The 22,948-nt window shown below is 43.7% G+C and carries 12 protein-coding genes; 2 read left to right on the top strand and 10 right to left on the bottom strand.

The window, feature by feature from the left end:
* Positions 1-18 precede the first annotated feature (18 nt).
* Positions 19-867, top strand: coding sequence for a bifunctional methionine sulfoxide reductase B/A protein (locus D0T57_RS04020; RefSeq protein ID WP_255490483.1), 849 nt, complete (start codon positions 19-21; stop codon positions 865-867).
* Positions 868-1,004: 137 nt separating this feature from the next.
* Positions 1,005-1,442: a DUF5606 domain-containing protein gene (locus D0T57_RS04015; protein ID WP_163271120.1), complete on the top strand. Its 438-nt coding sequence runs from the start codon at positions 1,005-1,007 to the stop codon at positions 1,440-1,442.
* 76 nt (positions 1,443-1,518) lie between these two features.
* Here the strand turns inward: D0T57_RS04015 and D0T57_RS04010 are convergent, their stop codons facing one another.
* From D0T57_RS04010 to D0T57_RS03965, 10 genes are all read right to left on the bottom strand, one after another.
* Positions 1,519-3,525, bottom strand: a complete 2,007-nt coding sequence (locus tag D0T57_RS04010) for a hypothetical protein (protein WP_163271118.1) — start codon at positions 3,523-3,525, stop codon at positions 1,519-1,521.
* Between the two features lie 29 nt (positions 3,526-3,554).
* Positions 3,555-4,514 carry a glycoside hydrolase family 43 protein gene (locus D0T57_RS04005; RefSeq protein ID WP_221412280.1) on the bottom strand — a complete coding sequence of 320 codons (960 nt, stop codon included), beginning with the start codon at positions 4,512-4,514 and terminating at the stop codon, positions 3,555-3,557.
* Between the two features lie 12 nt (positions 4,515-4,526).
* Positions 4,527-6,104, bottom strand: a complete 1,578-nt coding sequence (locus D0T57_RS04000; RefSeq protein ID WP_163271116.1) for a RagB/SusD family nutrient uptake outer membrane protein — start codon at positions 6,102-6,104, stop codon at positions 4,527-4,529.
* 20 nt (positions 6,105-6,124) lie between these two features.
* Positions 6,125-9,121 (bottom strand): TonB-dependent receptor, encoded by a 2,997-nt coding sequence (locus D0T57_RS03995; protein ID WP_163271114.1) that lies wholly within the window; start codon positions 9,119-9,121, stop codon positions 6,125-6,127.
* A 25-nt stretch (positions 9,122-9,146) separates the two neighbouring features.
* Entirely contained in the window at positions 9,147-10,133 is a 987-nt protein-coding gene (locus D0T57_RS03990) for a glycoside hydrolase family 43 protein (protein WP_163271112.1), read from the bottom strand.
* Positions 10,134-10,136: 3 nt separating this feature from the next.
* Positions 10,137-11,489, bottom strand: coding sequence for an IPT/TIG domain-containing protein (locus tag D0T57_RS03985; protein WP_163271110.1), 1,353 nt, complete (start codon positions 11,487-11,489; stop codon positions 10,137-10,139).
* Positions 11,490-11,673: 184 nt separating this feature from the next.
* A complete protein-coding gene (locus D0T57_RS03980) occupies positions 11,674-15,654 on the bottom strand; it encodes a hybrid sensor histidine kinase/response regulator transcription factor (protein ID WP_163271108.1) in 3,981 nt (1,326 codons plus the stop codon).
* 250 nt (positions 15,655-15,904) lie between these two features.
* Complete coding sequence (locus tag D0T57_RS03975; RefSeq protein ID WP_163271106.1) at positions 15,905-18,556, bottom strand: tail fiber domain-containing protein; 2,652 nt, start codon at positions 18,554-18,556, stop codon at positions 15,905-15,907.
* A gap of 1,054 nt (positions 18,557-19,610) precedes the next feature.
* The gene (locus D0T57_RS03970) at positions 19,611-21,824 is read right to left on the bottom strand and encodes a glycoside hydrolase family 97 protein (RefSeq protein ID WP_163271104.1); all 2,214 of its coding nucleotides are present in this window, start codon (positions 21,822-21,824) and stop codon (positions 19,611-19,613) included.
* Positions 21,825-22,003: 179 nt separating this feature from the next.
* Positions 22,004-22,765 (bottom strand): N-acetyltransferase, encoded by a 762-nt coding sequence (locus tag D0T57_RS03965; protein ID WP_163271102.1) that lies wholly within the window; start codon positions 22,763-22,765, stop codon positions 22,004-22,006.
* Positions 22,766-22,948 lie beyond the last annotated feature (183 nt).

The following is a 22,948-nucleotide window of genomic DNA, read 5'->3' as shown; positions in this document are numbered from 1 at the left end:
CAAAACAAAAAAGAAGACATGAAGTACAATAAATTGACGCCCGAAGAAGAACGGGTCATTATAGGCAAAGCAACAGAAGCCCCATTCACAGGTGAATACCTGAACAATAAAGAAGGAGGCATATACGTATGCCGCAGGTGCGATGCCCCACTCTACAAGTCGTCGGATAAATTCGAATCGCATTGCGGATGGCCTTCGTTCGACGACGAGATAAAAGGAGCTGTAAAACGCATACCCGACGCAGATGGCATGCGTACGGAGATTATCTGCAACAATTGCGGCGCGCATCTGGGACATGTATTCCTCAACGAAGGTTTTACCGACAAGAACACACGGCATTGTGTAAATTCTATATCTTTGAAATTTATTCCTGAAAAAGAAATTATGATAAGAAAAGCTTATTTTGCCTCAGGATGCTTCTGGGGAACCGAATATTATTTTATGAAGGCAGATGGCGTAAAACATACAGCTGTAGGCTTTATGGGCGGCCACGTGGACAATCCGTCTTACGAACAGGTTTGCCGCAAAAATACAGGACATCTGGAGACTACCGAGGTAGATTACGATACTTCTAAAACAAGTTATGAGAACTTGATGAAACTGTTTTTCGAAACACACGATTTCACCCAGACAAATGGGCAAGGCCCCGATATAGGCCCTCAATACTTGTCATGCATTTTCTATTCCAATGAAGAAGAAAAGGATATAGCTGAAAAATATATCAAGACACTGGAAGACAAGGGATACAAGGTAGCTACGATGCTCAAACCGGCCTCTACATTCTGGAAAGCAGAAGATTACCATCAACAATATTACGAGCATAAGGGCACAAGCCCCTACTGCCATGTCTACAAAAAGATTTTCTAAAAATATCCCCCTGTTTATCAAGGGATTGATTAGAATATATCTTTTTTTATGAAACTAAATTACAGATATTTGACTGTTAAGCATTATTTTTGTCGCTCAACTAAACAAAAAAACGACAAAACTTAAATTGAATTAATATGTTAAAGTCTATCTTATCAGTATCAGGAAAACCGGGGCTGTTTAAGTTACTATCCAATAGCAAGAATATGGTGATAGTAGAATCGTTGGTAGATAGTAAGAAAATGCCTATCCATCCGCGCGACAAAGTGGTGTCGCTGGGCGATATCTCCATCTATACCGAGGCCGATGATGTTCCTCTAAGGGATATCCTTGTTTCTATAAAGAATAAAGAGAATGGCGAAAAGGTAGCCATCCCGGCGGGTATGAAGCCTGACGAACTGAGAAAATACTTTAAGGAAATACTTCCCGACTTCGACAGGGAACGTGTTTACCCTACCGACATCAAAAAAATAATGAGTTGGTATAATATCCTCACCGATGCCGGAGTAGATTTCGAAAAAGTAGAAAAAGCTGAAGAAGCACCAGAGGAAGCCGCAGAAGAAAAGGCTGAATAACCAATAAACACAAAGAAGGTGTCCCAAAAGTAAGAAAGGACACCTTTTTTGTGTTTATAACCAGAACCTAACAACCCTACCTTTTTTGGGGGTTAAAATAATTTTCTACCCGGTCGGGAGATAACATCTGCCAAAGTGAAGCCACTGTCCAGCCTGGAGCGAAGATATCGTTGTAGAAACCTTTGCCGTTCTTGCCATAATCCCAGTTGGTATGTTGTACTACTTCGGGATAATATCCTACTTTGCCAATATTGAACATATGTCTCGAAACGGGCATCAGTTGCAACATCGAGCTTTTTATCACTCCCGAGAAGGATGAAAAACGCGGTTCGTTACGCTCTTTTGCCAGCCAGTCGAGAATAGTGGCAAACTCAAAAATAAATACGTCGATATGGTTGTTCTCTACCGAAACATTGCCCCATCCTCTCGATTCGAAGCCTACATCGCCAAGCATTTGTCCCTGGGCAAAAGGCACATTCCACATATAGTACCACGACAGCGTAAAGTAAGCACTTTTCTTGCAAAGGTCTACATAATGTTCACGTTCTTGCCCTTTTGTTACGAAAGACAAGTAATACATGGCTGTAGCAGCGTATAATGAGGCTTCTTTATCTTCGCAATTCGCATCGAGCGTAGAAGAAAAGTAATCAGCCTTAGATATCAGTTCCTTTTCCAGATAACCGGCTGTTTGTTTGGCGCTGGCAAGATATTCTTTATTTTTGAAGTAAGTAGAAGCCATAACCAATGGCAGCGTTGCCGAAGGCGTGCTACCTCCTGTGCCGTCAATCACTGTGAAATTATTATCAAATTTACGCGGAAAACTTCCATCTGCATTTTGCAGTTTCAAGAAATTGGCGAGCAACTGCTTGATCCTTTCTTCCCACTGGGTATGTTTACGCCCTTTTCTGCGCTCATATTCCAGATAATTGAGTACTGCGAAAGCTCCTTCCGACTGGCGGCGGATACTATATACGTTAGGCTCTTCTTTATGGGTTTCATCTATAAATTCCCGAAAGAACCCGTTAGAGGTAAACCCATGTACGAGATAGCTGTCGAAAATGGCGTTTGCACTTGCTACCAGATCTGCGCGGTTGTTTGCTTCACCATATTCCAGAGCATTGAAAGCGTTGAGCAATACACGCCCTACAAATCCGACTTCGATAGAACCCGTGCTAGCGCAATTGTCTGTGCGCATATGGACTCCCGAATAGTATTTCAGGTCGTACTTATCCACATAGCTTTCTTTGAAGAAATTGGCAAGTATGGCTTTTGCCTCGTCAGGCGAATATTGGGCTTCTACCTTTTGCGGGTTAAAGCTGTCGAAAGAATAATTCCATACATCGGCTACGAAGCCCGAATAATCGGCAGCGTTTCCTTTCCTTACATTCCATGTCAAAGTGATGCTTTCGCCTTTTTCCAATTTTATGAAAGTTTGTATAGCGGGAGCCAACGTTAGTTTGCGGATATATGTCTTCGGGGCTTCACTATAAGGAAAACCAAATACAAGCGCAGCCTTGCCACCCACATTGCGAAACCCGGTAAAGCCGAGAGACGTTTTGCCGCTTAGTATCACTTCGCCTGCACTATGAGTTGTCAGGCATTCTTTATCCTGTTTGCCTGTGCGCACTACAGTGTAATAATCGCCCGTTTTCTCGTTGAATATTCCGGTAAGCGGTGTACTCAGACGGTCTTCGCGCACCAGCCAGCTATCGCTGGTATGGAAAGAAGGAGCTTCTTTGGGCGAGCGAAGGTTGCGGTGATACCAGAATCCGGGCATATAGAACTGGCAATCGCTATGATTAAACTCAGACTTGACCACTTCTTCGAAACTGAAGTAAACCGTACTGCCAGCCTTTAATGTTATTTCTTCTACAGAGTTTATCCCTTCCGTAAGGTTTTTCCGGAAAACCTGTACCGGCAAATCAGCAGCAGCTTTTAACGTTCCATCGGCGGCTTCTGTTAGCGTATAGGTTTGCGCCGGATTGCCGGGAGATTTCAGGCTGATACGATATTCCGTTTCCTGCGCTGCCAGTGGTAATAAACCACTGGCAAGGCAAGCTGCTAAAAAAAGTATTCTTCTCATTCTTTGTAACTGTTTAAATTTTATCGAACTTATTTATAAGTTAATCTTGGCGTTTCGTACTTCTCCGAAATGGTCATTATTGCGGGATTGTCGTTGGTAAACGATACATTAGCTATATGCATAAATCGTGGCAACACCTGTGTTGCGTCGAAATGGGCATGGAAAACAATCCGTAGATTATCCTGCTTGTCGCTGAACATGGCGCTATGTCCTACACCTTTCAGGTCGCTAGGCTGCTGAAGTATAGGGTTTCCTTCATACTTTGTCCATGGCCCCATAGGCGACGTAGCTGTAGCGTATCCTATTCCATAGTTGTGGCTACGGTAATCGTTGGCTGAATAGGTCAGGTAATAAAGACCGTTGTGTTTAATTACAAATGCACCTTCGTTTACAAGTCCGGCTTCACGTTCCCATTCTTGCGATACGCGGATACACTCTGTTTGCGTATTCAGATCGAGAGTTTGCAGGTCATCATTTAATTTAGCTACCCAAATTACATTTCCCCAATTAAACTTGTTGTAAAAGAGATATGCCTGCCCGTCATCATCTATGAAAAGCGATGCGTCGATCGAACCTTCACTTAGCAACGGAGCCTTTGCCTCCTGAACGAAAGGGCCTAGCGGCGAATCGGAAGTTGCTACTGCTATACGTTCTTCTACAGAGTAATACATATAGAATTTCTTTTCGCTTTCGATATAATATACTTCGGGAGCCCAGAACCATTGGTTGCCCCACGAATTATCTTTATGCAGTGCCAGTTCGGTTTGCTGTTTCCACAGTTTGAGATCGTCGGATGTAAAAACCACTATCCCGTCGGGAGATGAAGTACCATAAGCATAGTAAGTACCGTCGTGCAAGAGGATGAACGGGTCGCCCAGAGGTATAGGTGCATGAAATTCAAAATCGCTTTTGTCGTCGTCGCACGAAATACATAGTGAAAGGAGCAAAGAGGCAACAAGCAGTTTCGTTATATATTTTATCATTTTCATATCTGTCGTATTTTAATATTCAGGATTTTGTTCAATATTAGGATTGTTGTTCACTTCGCTGGAAGGTATAGGCAAACAATCGTGCTGTCCGATAACAAAATTATTGAAGTCAGCATCGCGCGATTTCAGTTCCTCAACACCTTCGTTACTATCAAGCATCCCCCAACGCTTCAGGTCTGCCCAACGATGCCCTTCGGTAGATAATTCCAATGTGCGCTCCATTTGCAGGCGTTTGAGGAAGCTCTCCTTATTGCTTGCCGCTTGTGCATGGTTTACAGCCAGGTCTGGCATTTTAGCCCTCGCCCTCACACGGTTTACATACCCCACCGCTTCGGAAAGGCTTCCGCCCGATTGGGCGATACATTCGGCATACATCAGCAATATGTCGGCAAAACGGATTACCCGTACATTGATTTTGTTGTAATAATCTTCTGTATTCCGTTCGTCGGTGCTGCTGTATTTGCGGAAGAATACGCGTCCTTTCCAGCTGTCCTGCGCCCAGGTTGCGTTGTTGCTTGTCAGGTTATATATTTTAGTATTGTCGTTAAAGTCGTTGTGCATTTCGCTGTAGAAAGCTGTATATTTCAGGCGTATGTCATAACCTCCATCCTTGTTTCTCTCTTTCTTAAATTCGTCGACAATCCACGGCCTTACTTCGGCATCGTTCCAGCCTATTCCCGGAGGTGCGAAGAATTGCGCGCGGTGAAGGCCCAGATTAGGGTTGACTTCAAAGTCGCCATCGCCGGCGGGAGACGGATTCTTGTCGGAATATTGTATTTCGAATACAGATTCTTTATTGTTTTCGGTAGAACTCAAAAAGTTGTGGGAATAATCATCTACCAGTCCATAATAAGATTTGCCGCGTCCTTCTATCAACCAAAACAGATCGTTTTTTGCTTCTGTCCACTGGTGAAGCTGCATATAACATTTTGCTCTTACAGCCAGAGCTGCCCCTTTTGTGGCACGCCCCTTGTCGCTTCCGTTCCATTCTTCGGGTAATAGCTCCTGAGCACGTCCCAAATCACTTATTGCTTGTTCATACACTTCTTTTCCGGTATATCCCTGAGGCTTCATTCCCGGTGTGTAGATTTCGCTTTCCGGTATAATGGCCAAACTTTTAGCAGTACTGCCCCATAGCATAGCCAGGTTGTAATAAAACAGTCCGCGCAGGAAATAAGCTTGTCCTATCAATTTTTCTTTTTCGTAAGGGTCTTCGAACGGGATGTCGACTATATGGTACAATACCTGGTTTGCCCTGTAAATAGCCTGATAACAGTTGTGGTATGTATTTTTATTCCCTTCGAAGAAATCATAGTCGCCATAGCGGAATTGGGTAAATTCTTTCAGTACAGCCCACGGGCTGGCGCTAAATGCTTCGTCGGAAGTGACATCGGTACGAAACCACCACCAACGGGTGTATGATCCTGTTTTATAAAACTCATTGTATATGGCGTTCACTCCGTATTGAGCATCCTGTTCGGTTTTCCAATGATCTTTGACCAGAATATTATTCGGGTTTTCCAATTCTACGTCGCAGGCACTAAAGAAAGTGGCGACCAAGCAAATTAATAATATGTTATATTTTTTCATTATTACAGTGATTTAAGGATTTAAAAAGATACCTGAGCACCAAATGTTATACCTTTAGGGTTAGGGAACGCCCCGCCGTCGTAACCTCTCATCCAGATATTGGTATTCAAAAACTCAGGGTCGAGTCCGGTATAGCTGGTGAATGTCAGCAGATTTTGAGCATTTACATATACCCGTATGTTGTGGAATGTATTCTTTAAAATTGATTTTGGCAGGTTATATCCTAATGCCGCTTGTTTCAGGCGAAGATAATTTCCGTTTTCGAGCCAGCGATCCTGAAAACCGATAACGTTGCGCGAGTCGCTGTAGATAGGGCGCGGGTCTTTCGCATTCGGATTTTCGGGTGTCCACGGGTCGTAGTCGGCACGGTAGTTGGAGTTGTCGGAAAAGTAGTCGTAAGACGAACGTGGCCCATTGAATACTTTATGTCCGAATGCTCCTGTAAATTGCAACTGAAGGTCGAATCCTTTGTATTCGAAGTTGAGGTTCATTCCCAGTTGGAACTTCGGTGTACCTGTTCCGCAATATTGCCTGTCGGCATCGGTGATCTGTCCGTCGCCGTTGTAATCGATATATTTCACATCGCCAGCCTGCGGAGTGTATCCGTTTATTGTAATCGGTTTGCCATCGGCAGTTACATGCGCTGCGGCTTCTTCTGCCGTGCGGAAAATACCATCAGTTTTTACCAAGTACCATTCGCCAATAGAGCCTCCGACCAACGATTTGGTATTCCACTCGGTAAAGCCATCTTGACCATAACCAAGGCTTTCTATCTTGTTTTTCATATAAGAGCCATTGATATTAACCCCATATTTAAAATCTTTGCCGATTTTGTCATTCCATGTAGCAGAAAACTCGAACCCTCTGTTGCGCAAGGTGGCGGCATTTACATATGGTGCATTTCCGCTATGCCCGGTAGAGAGAAGTATTGTCATTGGGGTTAATACATCTTTTGTCTTTTTGTTGAAGTAATCGACTGAGAGCATAAACCTGTTTTTCAGCATTACGAGATCGAAGCCAAGATTCATCTGTGTAAGTTTTTCCCATTTCAGGTTATAATTTTTAAGTTCGACCTGAGTCATTCCGGTAACTACCTCATCGCTACCAAAAACAGCCTGAGGGAAGTTGTTGATCATTTCTACCCAATCCCAGTATCCGATGTTTGAAGTTCCTAGCATACCATAGTTTCCTCTGAGTTTCAGATCGTCAATGAAAGATACATTGAAGAATTTCTCCTGACTGATTCTCCATCCGGCAGAAACAGAGGGAAAATATCCGGTATCGTGTTCGGGTGCAAATTTGGATGACTGGTCGCGTCGCATAGTGAAGCTCAGCAAATAGCGTTGGTCGTAATTATAGTTGACACGTCCGAAAACCGAAAACAGTTTTTCCATATCACTATATCCTCCGGTTTTGGGATCGTCGACTACCGCATCCAATTGCTCATAGTAACTACCGGCGGCACTGTTTGTCAATACATTTGTCTTAGTACCCCAGATGCGCTCATAATCGTTGTCGGTATAGCTGGTTCCTAATACAGCAGAGATGTCGTGCCCCCCGAATTTCTTATTATACTCCAATGTGTTGTCGAATACGAAACCTCGCGACTGAGCTTGCTGTCTGGTCAAAGATGAAGGGTCGAGAGGTTGGTTGTAACTCCACGATCCTACTTTGCGCAGGTAACGGTATTTATCGTTGCTGAAATCGAATCCGAAATTGAACCTGTATTTCAACGATTTGAATGCTTCTAACTCGGCAAACAGGTTTCCGCGTATTCTCAGGTTGCTGTTTGTCGTATTTTCCAGTTCTTCTTTTGCAAGCGGGTTTGTTCCGAAAGTAACATCCCTGTTGCCATCTCCATAGCCGTATCCTCCGGGATTTCGAGAGTCGTAGACAGGAGTGGTGGGCAGCATACGGTAGACATCAATTATAGGATTGGTATTCAATTCGTCTACTTTGAAATGGCTCACGGCAACATTTTCGCCGACAGTGAAAAGGAAATTCTCGCCAAAGTTGCGCGACGATGAGGTATTGGCCCTGAAGGTAAATCTATTGCTTTCGGTTCCGATTGTTGTTCCCGAATTGGACTGGTAGTTGCCTGATATGAAGTAGCGGCTGTCTTTGGTTCCGCCCGAAAACGAAATATTGTGATCGCCTACTATCCCCGTCTTGAATACCTCGTCCTGCCAGTCGGTATTGCCATCGGAATGGCTTGCCGATTGGGTTTTGCCATTGTAGAAGGCATAATCGTTGAGCATCATCCATTCGTTGCGGTCGGTAAGGTTGTAACGAGGAAGCCATTGTATTGTGGTGCGTGTAGATACATCTACTTTCATTTTGCCTTCTTTTCCCTGTTTGGTAGTGATAATGATTACCCCATTACCTGCCCTCGACCCGTAAATGGCGGCAGCCGAGGCGTCTTTAAGAACCTGTATGCTCTCGATATCGTTGAAGTTGAAATCGCGGTTGGCTCCCGATGCTATTCCATCGACAATATAGAGCGGGTCGCTGTTTCCGAAAGTACCTGTACCGCGAATCACCACTTTTCCTTCGCTACCCGGCGAACCTGCTGTGCGAACGTTCAGTCCGGGAAGGGTGCCCAGGGCGTCTCCTACCGTGCCGGTTACGGTCTTATTCTTCATCTCGTCGGTGTTGAATACCGAAACGGCACCGGTAAGATCGGCTTTCTTGATGGTTTGATAACCAATTACAACCATCTCCTCAAGCATCAGGCTCGAATTATTCATCACAATATCAATTGTCGATTGCCCTGTATATGCTATCTCTTGTGGAATCATGCCCACATAGGAAAATACCAATGTTTCTCCCTTGGCTACAGATATGGAATAGTTTCCGTCCAGATCGGTTATTGTACCCCTGGTTGTTCCTTTTATACCAATTGTTACACCTGTAAGAGGCTCATTTTCTTCGTCTATAACTTTTCCTTTTACATCGTTTTGCCCGTATATTGCGATGGAACAAAACAATAGTAAAAACATTACAACTTGTTTAATCATATTATTAGATTTTTAAAATTTCATATTAATTTATTTCAACTGCTGAGACAATACTCTCTTTATCTACTTTGACCTCACCCTTGCCTATTTCTATGTCTATGGTATGCATCAGTCTGGGCTGTACTTCTTCCCGGCTGAAATGTGCATGAAAGACGTATTTTCCCTTTCCTTTTTTATCTCTGAAAATGGCGCCGTGGCCTGTTCCTACCAGCCCGTTGCCCGGTTTCGCAAGGATTGGGTTTTTATCACTCTTTATCCAATCGCCCAAAGGAGAGGCTGAGGTGGCAAAACCGACGCCGTAATTTTGACTGTGGTAATCGTTGGCAGAGTATATAAGATAGTAAAGACCGTCTTTTTTTACTACCGAAGGGCCTTCGGCGACTTTACCTAAATCTGTTTCCCACGGCGTATCGGCTACAATACATTGCTTGAGAGTCTGTTCTTTGATCGTAACCCAATCGGCTTCGAGCTCTGCCGCCCATATTACATTGCCGTCAGTGAAGCGCACAAAGTATAAGTAGGGAGTGCCATCGTCGTCGATAAACAGTGAAGAGTCTATCGCCTTTTCATCAAGCATTGGTTTCTTCTCATCCTGTGCAAAAGGCCCTAATGGCGAATCGGATGTGGCTACGCAAATATGTTCTTCGGCCGAATAGTAAAGGTAAAACTTCTTGTTGCCGCTATTGTAATATACTTCGGGAGCCCAGAACCATTTTTCCCCATAAGAATCTTTTTTGTCGAGGATGAGCTGTGGTTGGCGTTTCCAATCTTTCAGGTTGTCGGAACAATATACCTCTAACCCATTGTCGCTACTTGTGCCATAGGCATAATAAACGCTATCGTGCAGCAATATGAACGGGTCTGCCAATACAACATGGGGCGATACAATGTTTTTCTTGCCGGAGCCGTTCTTGTTATCCCCTTCTTTTGGTTTGGTGGTGCAGCTTGCAATAAACAAGAGTACGCTAAGTAGTGCCAGAAGATAAAGTGTGTTTTTTATATTATAAATCATATCCTAATCTTCTACTTCTTCTTCCTTAATCATCCTTATACGGTTGTTGCTAAACTCGCCGACAAACATCGTGTTATTCTTATCAATGGTGATACCAAGCGGTTCGAAAAACTTAGCACTCATAACCTCACCGTCTTTGTGTCCGGAACCGGGCGACCCGGCAAACATGGTAACCGACCCCGAAGGTGTTATTCGCCTGACAACATGATTGAAACGTTCGACAACATATAGGTTGCCATCGCTACCTACCACCGCCTGCGAAGGCTGATCCATACCGGCTTCTGTGCCTTGCCCGTCGTTCGATCCCCAACTGCCTGTGCCTGCAAACCGTGAGAAGCTGCGGGAAAGGGTTTTTGTTTCGAGGTCGTAGCCTGCGCTTAGTATTCCCTGGTAAGGGTCGCGCAAAGTCAGATATATAGTTTGCCCGTCGTGAGAAAAGCGGACATTGCCATAGCTTCCGTTGTGTCCTAATATCAATGGCTTTATATCGGCCAATAAGATAGCCTTTTGGGCATCATTGTCCCACTTATAGAGTTTTGCCGGCCAACAGTAATAAATCAGTGTTCCATCTACAGGGTTAATTCCTGCAAAATTGACATGTTCGGTTGTTGCAGCCGGATATGTGACATAGGGTTTTACGGTTTTGAAGTCGTTGTCGCGGGTAAGGATTGCCACAGCATGCGGATTTGCGCCCGGATTGTTTGCATTATCGTTGCCTACGAAGATAGTGTCGCCTGTTAGTGAAAACTCGATTGTCCTTGGGTTGTTTAACCTTACTGCTTGTTGGCTGAAATCGACTACGGTCTCTACTTTTCCATTTTTGATACGCCTTACTCTTTGAGGTGTAACATCTGTTTCCAAAGAATAGACTACATCTTCTTTCTTATCATAAGCCAACCAGGTAAGATGTTCGAACCGGGCTTCGTCCAATGCTCCGTCCACATATCCGGCTTGCCCGGTTCCCGCGTAAGTAGTTACCATATAAGTAGTAGCTACCAGATATTCGAAGGCTATAGGATAGATGTGTTCAACGTTTCCTACAACCACCTTTACAGGCCCACTGCCAGCCCCGTTGGGCACTCTGACATTGATTTGAGAAGAAGTAATGTTTATAACGTCCGTTTTGGTATCGTTGACCCACACCTGTACGTCTTTATGTTTTACTCCCGAATATTCGCCTTTGAGGGTTAGCATAGTCCCTTTTGTACCCGAAGTGGGGGTATAGGACTGGAAGTTTACGTGGATTTCCGACTCCTGCTCCGATTTCTCGTCGCAGCCGGATAATAACAATGAAGCTGCAATAATCCCCATAGAAAGGAGGGGAGCCAGCAGCTTGTGAGAACAGAATCTATTCATAATTTAAGGTTTTAGATTTAATTAGATTAATACCTGATAATGGATTATCCATCGCCACAAATGTATGGCAGAAACCTCCTCCCTATTAAAAAAATAGTCTCAATAATAGCAAAAATAGTCTCAAACAATCAGCTTTGAGGCCTTGAAAGCCAGATATAACCCCGATGAGAAAAAATACCGGTATTTAAGAAAAGTCTTTGGGTAGTATTCCAAACTGTTTGTGGAAACACTTGGAGAAATAAGAGAGTGAATTGAACCCGACCATATAACATACCTCGCCGACCTGGTATTGCCCTTCGCGCAATAGTCTTGCTGCTTCTTTGAGCCGTTCTATTCTCAGGTATTCATTCGGAGAAAGATCGAGCAAGCCTTTTATCTTACGATAAAAACTCGCCCTGCTCATATTCAGTGTTTCGGCGATATTCTCCATCTTTAAGTCGGGATTGGATATGTTTTGCAGTATTGCTTCGCGCATACGTTCCATAAACTCTTCGTCGGCTTTAGAGATTGCGGCAGGGTTGGGAGCCGTCAACGGGTATCTGGTAAAGGCCTCTTTAAGTTGCGCGCGGCTCTTTATAAGGTTCTCTATTACTGCTAAAAGATGTTTGGGCGAAAATGGTTTTTCGATATAGGCGTCTGCTCCGGCTTCTGCTCCTTCTATTTTCGATTGGGTCATCGTCTTGGCAGTGAGCAATATCACCGGAATGTGTGTGTAATTAATATCGCATTTCATAGTGGTGCATAGCTCGAAGCCATCCATGAGCGGCATCATGATATCGCTCACCACCAATGTTACCATCGTAGTATCCAGTATTTTGAGTGCTTCTATCCCGTTGTTGGCAGAAATAACATTGTATTTTTCGGATAGCTGTTTGCGTGTGAACCTCTGAATGCCCGGATCGTCTTCTACCAGAAGGATGGTCGGCAGGTTTTCGACTGTACCATGCTGTACATTATCAAGGGAATCTATCTCTTCATCGGCTTCGTTAACCGTTGCCAGACTGACCTCGAAAGTGTTTTCTTGCTCCACAGGCAACCGAAGCACAAAGCAGTTTATATCCTGCCTGCCGTCTACCTGTAGTGAGCCGTTATGCTGTTCGGCCAGGAATTTGGCCAGAGGAAGCCCTATGCCCGTACCCGATACTGTTTCGTTGTTCGACGTGGTGTAGCGGACAAAAGGTTTGAAAATCTCATTCCTCATTTCGGTAGGAATAACTTCTCCGTCATTCTCTACGCGCAATTCGAAGCTGTTATGGTTTTCCAGTCCCGTTGTAATAAGCGAAACCCTGATAAACGAACTGCCATACTTAATGGCATTGTTGAATAGGTTACTTACTATCTTGGTCAAGGCTTCTACATCTACGGTAGCATAAAAAGCCGGGCGGTCGACGGCCAGTGCAAATTCGTATCCCCGTTGCTTTGCCAATGGCGAGAAGCGCTTGAATATTTCTTCTATTTTGGCAGACACATCGCACCTTACGTAGTTGAGGATAAGGTTTTCTTTTTCCGTGTGCCTGAAATCCAGCAATTGATTGGTAAGATCGTGCAACCTATCTGTATTTTGTTTCATTATCCGCAGGTCTTCTATTGTCTCCTTGTCGGTGATAATATCTTTTCCCAGGATATTTTCCAAAGGCCCTTTTATCAGCGTCAGCGGAGTACGTATTTCGTGTGTCACATTCGTAAAGAAGCTGATCTTGGAATCGTATAACTCCTTTTCCTTTTTCTGCTCAAATTTGTCGAGCATCATCTGTTGCTTCCTTTGGTTGCGCCTTACGAAATAGGTATATATCTGATATATAGCCAGGCACAGCAATAGCAGGTATATACAATATGCCGCCTTGGTTAGATAGTATGGTGGTTTTAATTCTATATCCAGTACCTTTTCGCTGCCGTCCCATTCCGTACCGTTCATTCCTCTCACGCGTAGGGTATATTTTCCATAAGGCAGGTTAGAGTAATTTATGATAGACGATTCTGCCAGCGGATGCCAGGTTTGGTCTACTCCCTCCAGGCTGTAGACCAATTGTTTGGTTTGAGGAAACTGATAATCTAAAGTAGCCAGCCGGAATGAGAATGTATTCTGGTTGTACTTCAGCGAAATCTTGTCCGAGAAGGTTATGCTTTTCTTCAATGGGGCATCTTTGTCGCCTACTGTTACAGGCCTGTTGAAAAGCAAGAAGTCTGTTATATATATAGGTGTAGCGGTATCTTTCTTCCGCACATGTTGGGGGTTGAACGAGATCATCCCTTCGGTAGTGCCAAAATAAATGCTGCTTTCTTTGTCCTTGTAGCTCGATTTGTAATTGAACTGCCCGCTAAATAGTTCGTCGGCAACTGTATATAAATCTACTACTCCTGCATCGGGGTGGAACTTGACCAAGCCTTTATTCGTAGTCAGCCAAAAGAAGCCTGCATCGTCTTCTTGAATCTGAAAAACTACATCGTTGGGCAATCCATGCGAGCTATTAAAATGCCGGAAGGTATTTGTCTCCGGGATAAATTTACAGAATCCACCCCCTTGTGTGGTGATCCATATATTTTTCTTACTGTCTTCGAAAACACTGAGTACCTTATTTATAGGTAGGCTGTTTTCTGATGCAGAGTGCATATAATGGTTGCACTTTGCTGATTTGGGATCGTAGCAATACAACCCATTGGCATAGGTCGCTATCCACAAGTTGCCTTTCGAGTCTTCTTTAATATCAAAAATAAGGTTGCCATTCAATTCGGGAACGCGCTCGAAGCTATCGTTTTGTTTATCATACCTTATTAAAAAGTTGGCGGTTCCCAGGTAGATATAGCCGGTAGAGGCTTTGTAGATGGAGAAGACATAATTATCGTCGATGGTAACCGGGCGGTCTTCGGCCCTAAGCGACCTTATCTTTCCTGTAAGTGTATTTATTACTTTAACTCCCTGCGAGAAAGTGCCTACCCAAAGGTCGTTGCCATCCATACACAAGCCATGAATGTTTGAAAATCCCTGGCTGGGTTCAAAATGTTTGAACTTTTGGGTTTGGGTATCGAAACTGAATAAACCGGCATCTTCTGTCCCTATCCATAAGGTGTTATTCCGGCCTCCACAGATTTCCCTGACTCTTCTTCCCTGAAGCGCTCCGGCATGTTCGGAAGGATAGTATTTGGTGAAGTATGAGTTCGTGCTCGAATAATAATTGACTCCGCCAAAGAACGATCCGATCCAGACTCCACCGTCCCGGTCTTTGAGAAGGGAATAGATGGCATTGTCTGAAATAGAGTAGGGATCGAAAAAGTCGCTGGTTAAGTTTTTGCAACTATTGTCTTTCAGGTTATATATGTATAAACCATTCTCAGAACCAATCCACAATTGCGATTCGGAATACTGGATGAGGTTTCGTACAAATATCCGGTCGTCGTTGGGGGTAAGCCTAAGCCTTCGTACACTTCCGGTAACAAGGTTGGCCTCGAATACGCCATTGATCTCGGAACCAAGATATACTTTGTTGTAGTCGCCAAAGTATATCTTGGAAATGGCATCTCCTGCAAATGGCATTTCGCCGTCCGGAGTCTTGTACGGGGTCAGGTTGTCAAGCGAATCGTCGGTGTAATAAAGCCCGCCATAAAAGGAAATCCACAGCCTTCCTTTTTCGTCCATTGCAAATTCGCGGATACTGTTATATTTCGCTGCCAGGTTGTAATAGTGCAGTTTGCCTGAATCTGTATTATACCGGAATAGCTCCGAACCTGCTACAGCTATCAATATCTCCCCCTGCTTGCCTGCGGCTATCTTGGTTACGGTTTTTTCTACTTTTTTCCCGTCTTCTGTTTCTGCGGCAAATTCTTCAAACCTTTCTTCTTCGGGGTAATAGATGTAGGCTCCCACATCTGTGCCTACCCATATATGCCCGTTTTTGTCTTCGAATAAGGATGTGATAAAATTATTCTTCAATCCATAATCTTCCGTAAAATCGTTCCTGAATATCTTGAAAGTGGTACCGTCGTAGCGGTTAAGCCCGTCGCGTGTGCCGAACCAGATAAAACCATGCCTGTCTTGCAATATGGTGTTTACGCAGTTCTGAGACAACCCATTATTGATATTCAATTTTTGAAAATAGTAGGATGTTGTTGCATATGTGATATTTGTGAAGCCGGTAACTATGATAAGTACGGCAATGAGAGTCTTCATTGGTCTTTTTATATTAGATTTTCTATTGCACAAATCAAATATACATATTTACCATTGAATAATGAAATAGGGACTATCTAAGTTTACGGGGCGAATTGGTTTTCATCTACAAAAACCATTGCTATGCCGTTAGGCCATGCTCTACACTATCTATGCAAAACAGAGTGAAACATCCCTTTTTCAAAAAGGAATCCTTCACTCCGTTCGGGAAGATATGAATCTTAATTCTATTCTTTCATACAGTCTACCTTTATTTCTTTTCCAACGCCTCCACTCTTTTCAGCAAAGCATCTATCGCTTTTTGTTGTTTGTCGATGGTTTGTTGCTGGCTTTCGATAATTCCCTGTTGCTCTTGTATGGCTTTGGTAAGTACAGGCACTAATTCGCTATAACCGATGCTTAATGTTTCGCCTTTTTCCATATCGCCTTCCACACCACTTACTACTTCGGGTATGATGGGTTTAACCTCCTGAGCAATGAATCCTACTTTAGTGCTATTTGTCGAGTCTTTTTTCAAGAGGTAAGTGACAGGCCTCAACTTCAATATTTCCGACAGACCATAACCCATATCTTTTATATTTTTCTTCAAGCGGCGATCCGATGCAGTGTTCCATGTGTTATCGCCTCCGGCTGTACCATTGACATAAAATGTAAATGTGCTTTTAGATGAACCATTTATCCCCAAACGGACATTTCCACTACCATCAACAGCAGTTTTGTCGCCAATGATCCAATCTCCTATGCGCAGAACGCTGTTCACAGTTTTTCCTGATTCCATCTTAAAAGCAGCATCGGGATGAGGATGGAAAATTTCTGTACCAATTACAATCAAATTGTTTGCCTTTGCGGGAACACCATTCCAGTGTTCTAGCATAGCAACAGTCTTGAAGCCGATCATAACATTGTTATCTCCTTCGATACCATTACCCGCAGTGTTTCCAACGGTAGTGTTTCCCGTACCCAATGTTCCAAATTCTGATGCGCCTTTTCCTATTGCAGTATTGAATCGGCCAGACTTGTTATGCCTCAGAGCCAAAGACCCAACAGCTACATTATCTTCACCTGCATCATGGCTGTGCATGGCTAGGTTACCAATGGCTACATTATCTATACCTGTTTTGTTCGATCCCAATGCCCGATAGCCAATAGCTGTATTACGGATTCCTACAGTATTTAGAGTCATGGACATATATCCTACAGCCACATTCTCGTAACCATAGTTTATTTCCCCTTTTTGTCCACTTAGTGCTTTGTGACCTACAGCAACATTATAGCTAGCTTGGCGCGTAATAGTCTCATCATTTCTGGCATAATACCTCAATGCATCGAATCCCATAGCCACATTTTGGTTTCCGGTGTTATTCATTTCCATTGCCCTAAGGCCTATCGCCACATTAGCCCCCCCTGTTGTATTAGATGCCAATGCGGCATATCCCAATGCCGAATTACTGCCTCCTGTAATATTATCTCGCAACGCCAGGCCTCCCACTGCAGTATTGTATCCTCCTGTCGTATTTTGTGATAAGACCAATGAGCCTATCGCAATAGTGTGATCCAGGTCGGAATGCGAACTGACAGCTAACGCTCCATTACCTATGGCTACAATGTCTTTCGATATAGTATTTGCAGCCAAGGCCCCATTTCCTATTGCTATATTGGAAACACCAGTGGTGTTGGCTTTGAGTGCATTATAGCCTATGGCAATATTATTACCACCGGTGCTTGTTTTCAGCGTATAACTACCAATTGCTACATTATTGGCTCCTGTAGCTGTATTTTGTGCCTGGTAGCCGATAGCTACATTGTCGGTTCCTCCGGTAGGCAAAGCCTGATGCCCAATAGCGATGCTGCGGGTTCCCAAAGCTGTACTTAGTGTTTGATAGCCAAATCCGGTAGAAGTTCCTGATGAATTACTGATATAACCCGATTGCTTGCTATTGGTTTTAAACATTAGTGCCACATCGTCTATTGTTCCCAGGAAATTGGTTCCGGCAGTAGTACTGCTGTTCCCTTTTAGCTTCCAATTGGGATTCTCCTGCCATGCGGCATTGCCGTCGGCATCTGAGGTCAGCACTTTATCTAAGGCTTGTTGCCCGTCTTTTATCTGCAATTTGCCACCTGTGGTACTATTGTCTATCTGGAATATACCTGTGCCTGTGTTGATGGTGAAGTTATTTGCACCTTGGGTAATGGTGGTCGCTTTAGTCAAATTTCCTCCCAGTTGGAATTTGGTAGCATCGCTAGCGTCGGGCGACAAACCGTTGTTTACCGAATAGACAGTGCCTTGAGGTATGGTAGCCCACGCTACTGTACCATTGTTGTCCACAGCTTGCAAGTATTTACCCAAGGGAGTAGCATCTGCTGTTTTTATCTGTAATTTGCTGCTAGCGGCAGATGCATCGAAGGCTAGGGTATTGCCACTATGGGTAATGGTGGTTGCTTTAGTCAAATTTCCTCCCAATTCTACTTTAGCAGTATTCAGGGTAAGTCCATTTTGCGCACCTTGCACAGCTACGGTTGTTGGTTTCCAAATAGATCCGTTCCATGTTAATACTTGATTATTGATAGCACCCATCTGATGCAGGTGATAGTCTTTGACACCCGCAGTATTGATGCCTATAGTATAACTGTTCGATCCAGATGCATCATCAGCATACAGCCCCTCTTCGGCGGCTATGCTAGTCGGTGTACCTCCACCGCCACTTCCTGTTTCGTCAGTGCCCCAATAGGCATTACCATTGGCATCCGATTTCAACACCCTGCCCACACCGTGACCACCGGTGATTTGCAGTTTGCTGGCAGCACTTGTACCAATACCGGCTATTACCAGCTTGCTGTTGGTAGCCGCCAGATTGAATGTCAACGCTTGACCATTGTGTGTTATGGTGGTTTCTTTAGTCAAAATGTTATAATGTTGTAGGTTATCTTAGTTTGTTTATATTGTTATTAATAATGTGAATCAGTAATTAAAAAATAAATAGGATCGGATTCATTGTTACTTTTTGCTTTTCTCGTTAACATTTTCATTCGTGAAGCCCTCATTGCTTTAACCTTTATTTGCAACATATAGTTAAAAAGTAACACATGTAACAGTTTTTCCTATGTTTTTGCCAGTTACTTTTCTCCCATTTTAGCTTCGCTCTATTCCTCTCCTTTTGGAGTGACTGGGGGGAGATATGCCTCTCTATAGATAAACTTTTCTACTATTGATTGGCATAAATAATTCCGGACTCAAAACCTGTTTATCAGGCGAAACTTAAGAGCTATTTTCCCAAACGGCTATTAATAAACAAACAGTGATGATACAATGCTTGATTTTCAGGCTTATCATCCGGAATATATTGATTATGAGAAATGTAAAATATTGGTATGTAGTTTTGTTTATAAACAAAAAATCCACTTGCCGTGCATGATAAACTGCATGCATCGGCAAGTGGATTTTTTGTGAAATATTATATATACAAAAAGACGATATTCTTTTTAACAGAAAAAATATACACCTCTTGCTTTTTACAAAAAAAATTCTTATATTAAGGGGTTCGTGATACTTTAAAGATTGGCTTTGCAGGGAACAAAACCCCGAATCACTTAATTCCCTATCGAGAAGTCTCTCTCTCTCTCTCTCTCTCTCTCTCTCTCTCTCTCTCTAGCAAAAACAAGCTAACCCCCAAATAATCAGGGGTAAAAAACGCACGTATTATTGTTGTTTTTTCGCTTAATGTCATTGCAAAACTGCTATCTTTAGTGCAAAAGTATAACTTTCTGCGGATATAGGAAAAAAAAATAGTATTTATTGTAGTTTTTTATAAAATCAATGAGAGTTCGATATGACAAACTGTATGTACAGAAACACAAAAAAGGTGTCCTTTTTTACTTTTGGGACACCTTCTTTCACACTACTTTTCAATTTCCAAACACTTAATTTATAACTAACCTAAATACTCACTTTTGTTTCCTTACAATTTCTTTAAACCTTTTGTCTGCGCCTTGTCTGCTTCCACCACACTAATTGCGTATCCCCCCGCAGGTGCGCAGAGTTGCGATAGTTTCGACTTGCTGGTAACCACCACTTTGCGGATTGTATATGCCTGTGGATTAGTCTTGTAATGCGCATCTTTGGCATCGCTGTATATGGTGGCTATATATGTTTTTCCTGCATCGAGGAAGTCGAATGTAATGTTTGATGTACGCCCGCTTTCGTCGCAAACGCTACCTACAAACCAGTTGCCAGAACCTTTAGCTTTGCGGGCAATGGTGATATAGTCGCCGGGTTCGGCTTCTAGTATTTTACTGTCGTCCCAATCTATGGCTACATCTTTTATAAACTGAAATGCGTCGAGATACTGATTGTATGTCTCCGGCAGGTCGGCAGCCATTTGCAAAGGGCTGTACATGGTAACATACAGAGCCAGCTGATTAGCTAACGTACTGTTTACGTGCGAATTGTTGTTCGGATTATGTTTGCTCACATCCATCTGGAAGATACCCGGAGTGTAGTCCATAGGGCCTCCTATCAGCCTTGTAAACGGCAATATGGTGACATGGTCGGGCTTGCTGCCGCCAAATGCCTGATACTCTGTGCCGCGAGCCGACTCATTACCTATCAGGTTTGGCCATGTACGGCAAACTCCTGTTGGGCGTACAGCTTCGTGGGCATTTACCATTATCTTATACTTAGCTGCCTTCTCGAATGCATATTGGTAGTGATTTACCATCCATTGCCCGTAATGATGTTCGCCGCGGGGGATAATATTGCCTACATAACCACTCTTAACTGAGTTGTATCCATTGTCGGCCATAAACTGGTATGCTGTGTCGAGATGGCGCTCGTAGTTGCGTACCGATGATGAGGTTTCGTGGTGCATCATCATTTTCACACCCTTGCTTTTTGCATAAGCGTGCAGCTCCTTCACGTCGAAGTCGGGGTATGGGGTGACAAAATCGAATACATAGTCTTTCGAGTTGCCAAACCAGTCTTCCCATCCTTCGTTCCATCCTTCTACCAATACTGCATCGAAACCGTGAAGGGCAGCAAAGTCGATGTATTCTTTTACATGAGCCGTATTAGCAGCATGTTTGCCATTAGGTTTCAGTTTCTTATAATCAGTAACGCCCAGTTGTACGCTATACACATCGTCGGTATAGGCCCATGAGCTTTTTCCGGTTATCATCTCCCACCATACGCCTACGTATTTCACGGGCTTGATCCACGAAACGTCTTCTATCTTACATGGCTCGTTGAGGTTGAGAGTGATATTGGATGCCAACACATCGCGTGCATCGTCGCTCACTATCACCGTGCGCCAAGGGGTGCTGCAAGGTGCCTGCATATAGCCTTTAATTCCTTGTGCATCGGGAGTAAGCCACGACTCGAAGATCATGTTCTTGTCATCGAGGTTGAGGTGCATACACGAGTAGTTGACCAAAGCTGCTTCGTGCAGGTTGATATACAAGCCATCGTCGGTTTTCATCATCAGGGCGGTTTGTACACCTGTAGGAGAGAAAGGTGTTTGCGACGAGTTTGGTGTAATGGCCTTACTCATCAGTCCTCTTATCTCCGACAACTTAGATGTTGTATAATCATATTCCTGTGTATCGTAGTCGCCCGGCAACCAAAAAGCTTTGTGGTCGCCTGCCATAGCAAATTGTGTACGCTCTTCCTTGATTACGAAATAAGCAAGGTTCTTCTGTTCGGGAAACTCGTAACGGAAACCCAACCCGTCGTCGAACAGGCGGAAGCGGATAAGCATCATCCTGTCGGTAGATTGTTGGTGAAGCGTCACAGCCATCTCGTTGTAGTGGTTGCGTATATCTTTGGCTTCGCCCCATACAGGTTGCCATGTTTCATCGAAGGCAGCAGTAGTAGTGCCGGCAACTGAAAAACCATTCAGCAGGGATACCTTGTCTTCGGTTTGTTCCTTTGCTTGCTTTACAGTGAAGTCGCTGAAATCGTTGTTCGCATCACTGTTGTCTTTCAACTCCAGACCCAGTTTGCTGGGTTTAATTACATCTTTACCTTTGTAGGTAAGGCTATAGGTAGGCACTCCTCCCGATTGTAGCGAGAATGCAAGGCTCAGGCTGCCATCAGGAGATTTCAATTCCTGGGCATTCGTTATTCCTGTTGTCAGGTAAAAGCCGATAAGCAGTAGAGAATAAATTGCTCTTTTCATAATTCCGAATAAAAGTTTTATAATACAAAGGAATGTTTTTCCTTTTTTAACAAGAAAAAGTCTATTGTATTATAACACCAAAAAGTGTGCAATCGTTTGCAAGGATTATGCACTTTTTATCGGTATATCAGAATTATGTATCTGATTCCTCTATTTCCAATGCTCGTTATTACAGCTTCTTAAATTTTCACCACCTTATCGAAGCGGCTATCCATACAGGCACTAAGGTCGGTGGTTACGAATTTGCCCTTGTAAAACAGGCTGAAAATGGTAGCCGGCGAAGGTGCGGCTTGTGCCTGCTCCATTGTTTGCAGCTTCACCGTTTTGAGCGTTAGTCCGCGCTTTTCTACTGTTTCTTTTAGCGAGTTGGTAATATGGAACTCTGTAAATGGGCATCTGTTGGAATAGTAGACAACAAGGTCTTCGCTATGGGACGTTTGGCAAGTCACACAATCGTTGAATGCAGGCATGGAAGCATTATCTTTCAGCTTCTTGGCCAACAGGCAAAAGCCGGAAGGTAGCTTTTCGACTATCTCGAAACCTTGCTTCATAAGCCACTTGGCATCCATCATAAAGTGAAATTTCTTTATTCCAACTACAGTCACCAATCCATCGCGCCCTTGTGCAACAGCATCGTCTATGGCATATTGCAGCAACTGCTTGGCATATCCCTTACCTTTGTACTGCCCTGATACCCAGAAGCAGTTTATCATCAGGTAATTGGGTGCGGCAACCGGAACCCATGCTTGCTCGGCAGGGCCGTATTCGATAAAGACCTTGGCACGGGCATCGATACGGCGGAATACATAGCCGTTTTCGAACTCGCGTTTGAGCCAGTCTTTTTTCAGTTGATAGCTATCGGCACATTTCTTGTCGGAGAAAGCGCAACAGATATGTTCGTTGCCAATGTTTTGGGCTGTAAGGTTAATAAAGTTTTCCATAGGCAGAGTCCCTAATTCCCAAGCGAGACTTACAAAAAGGGTATTGTATTAGTAATTTATAACTCTTAGCTCAAAAGCCTTATAAAGCAGAACTAGCAAGAGATCCTTCGTTCCACTCAGGATGACAGAAGAGACGAACAAACGCCAGAACTAAACGACCCTGACTCTAAGGGAGGTTAAAGA

The organism is Dysgonomonas sp. 511 (genome assembly GCF_010501105.1).
Classification (GTDB): Bacteria; Bacteroidota; Bacteroidia; order Bacteroidales; family Dysgonomonadaceae; genus Dysgonomonas.
The sequence above is the reverse complement of the archived record's forward strand: the minus strand, read 5'-3'. Positions and strand labels throughout refer to the sequence as shown.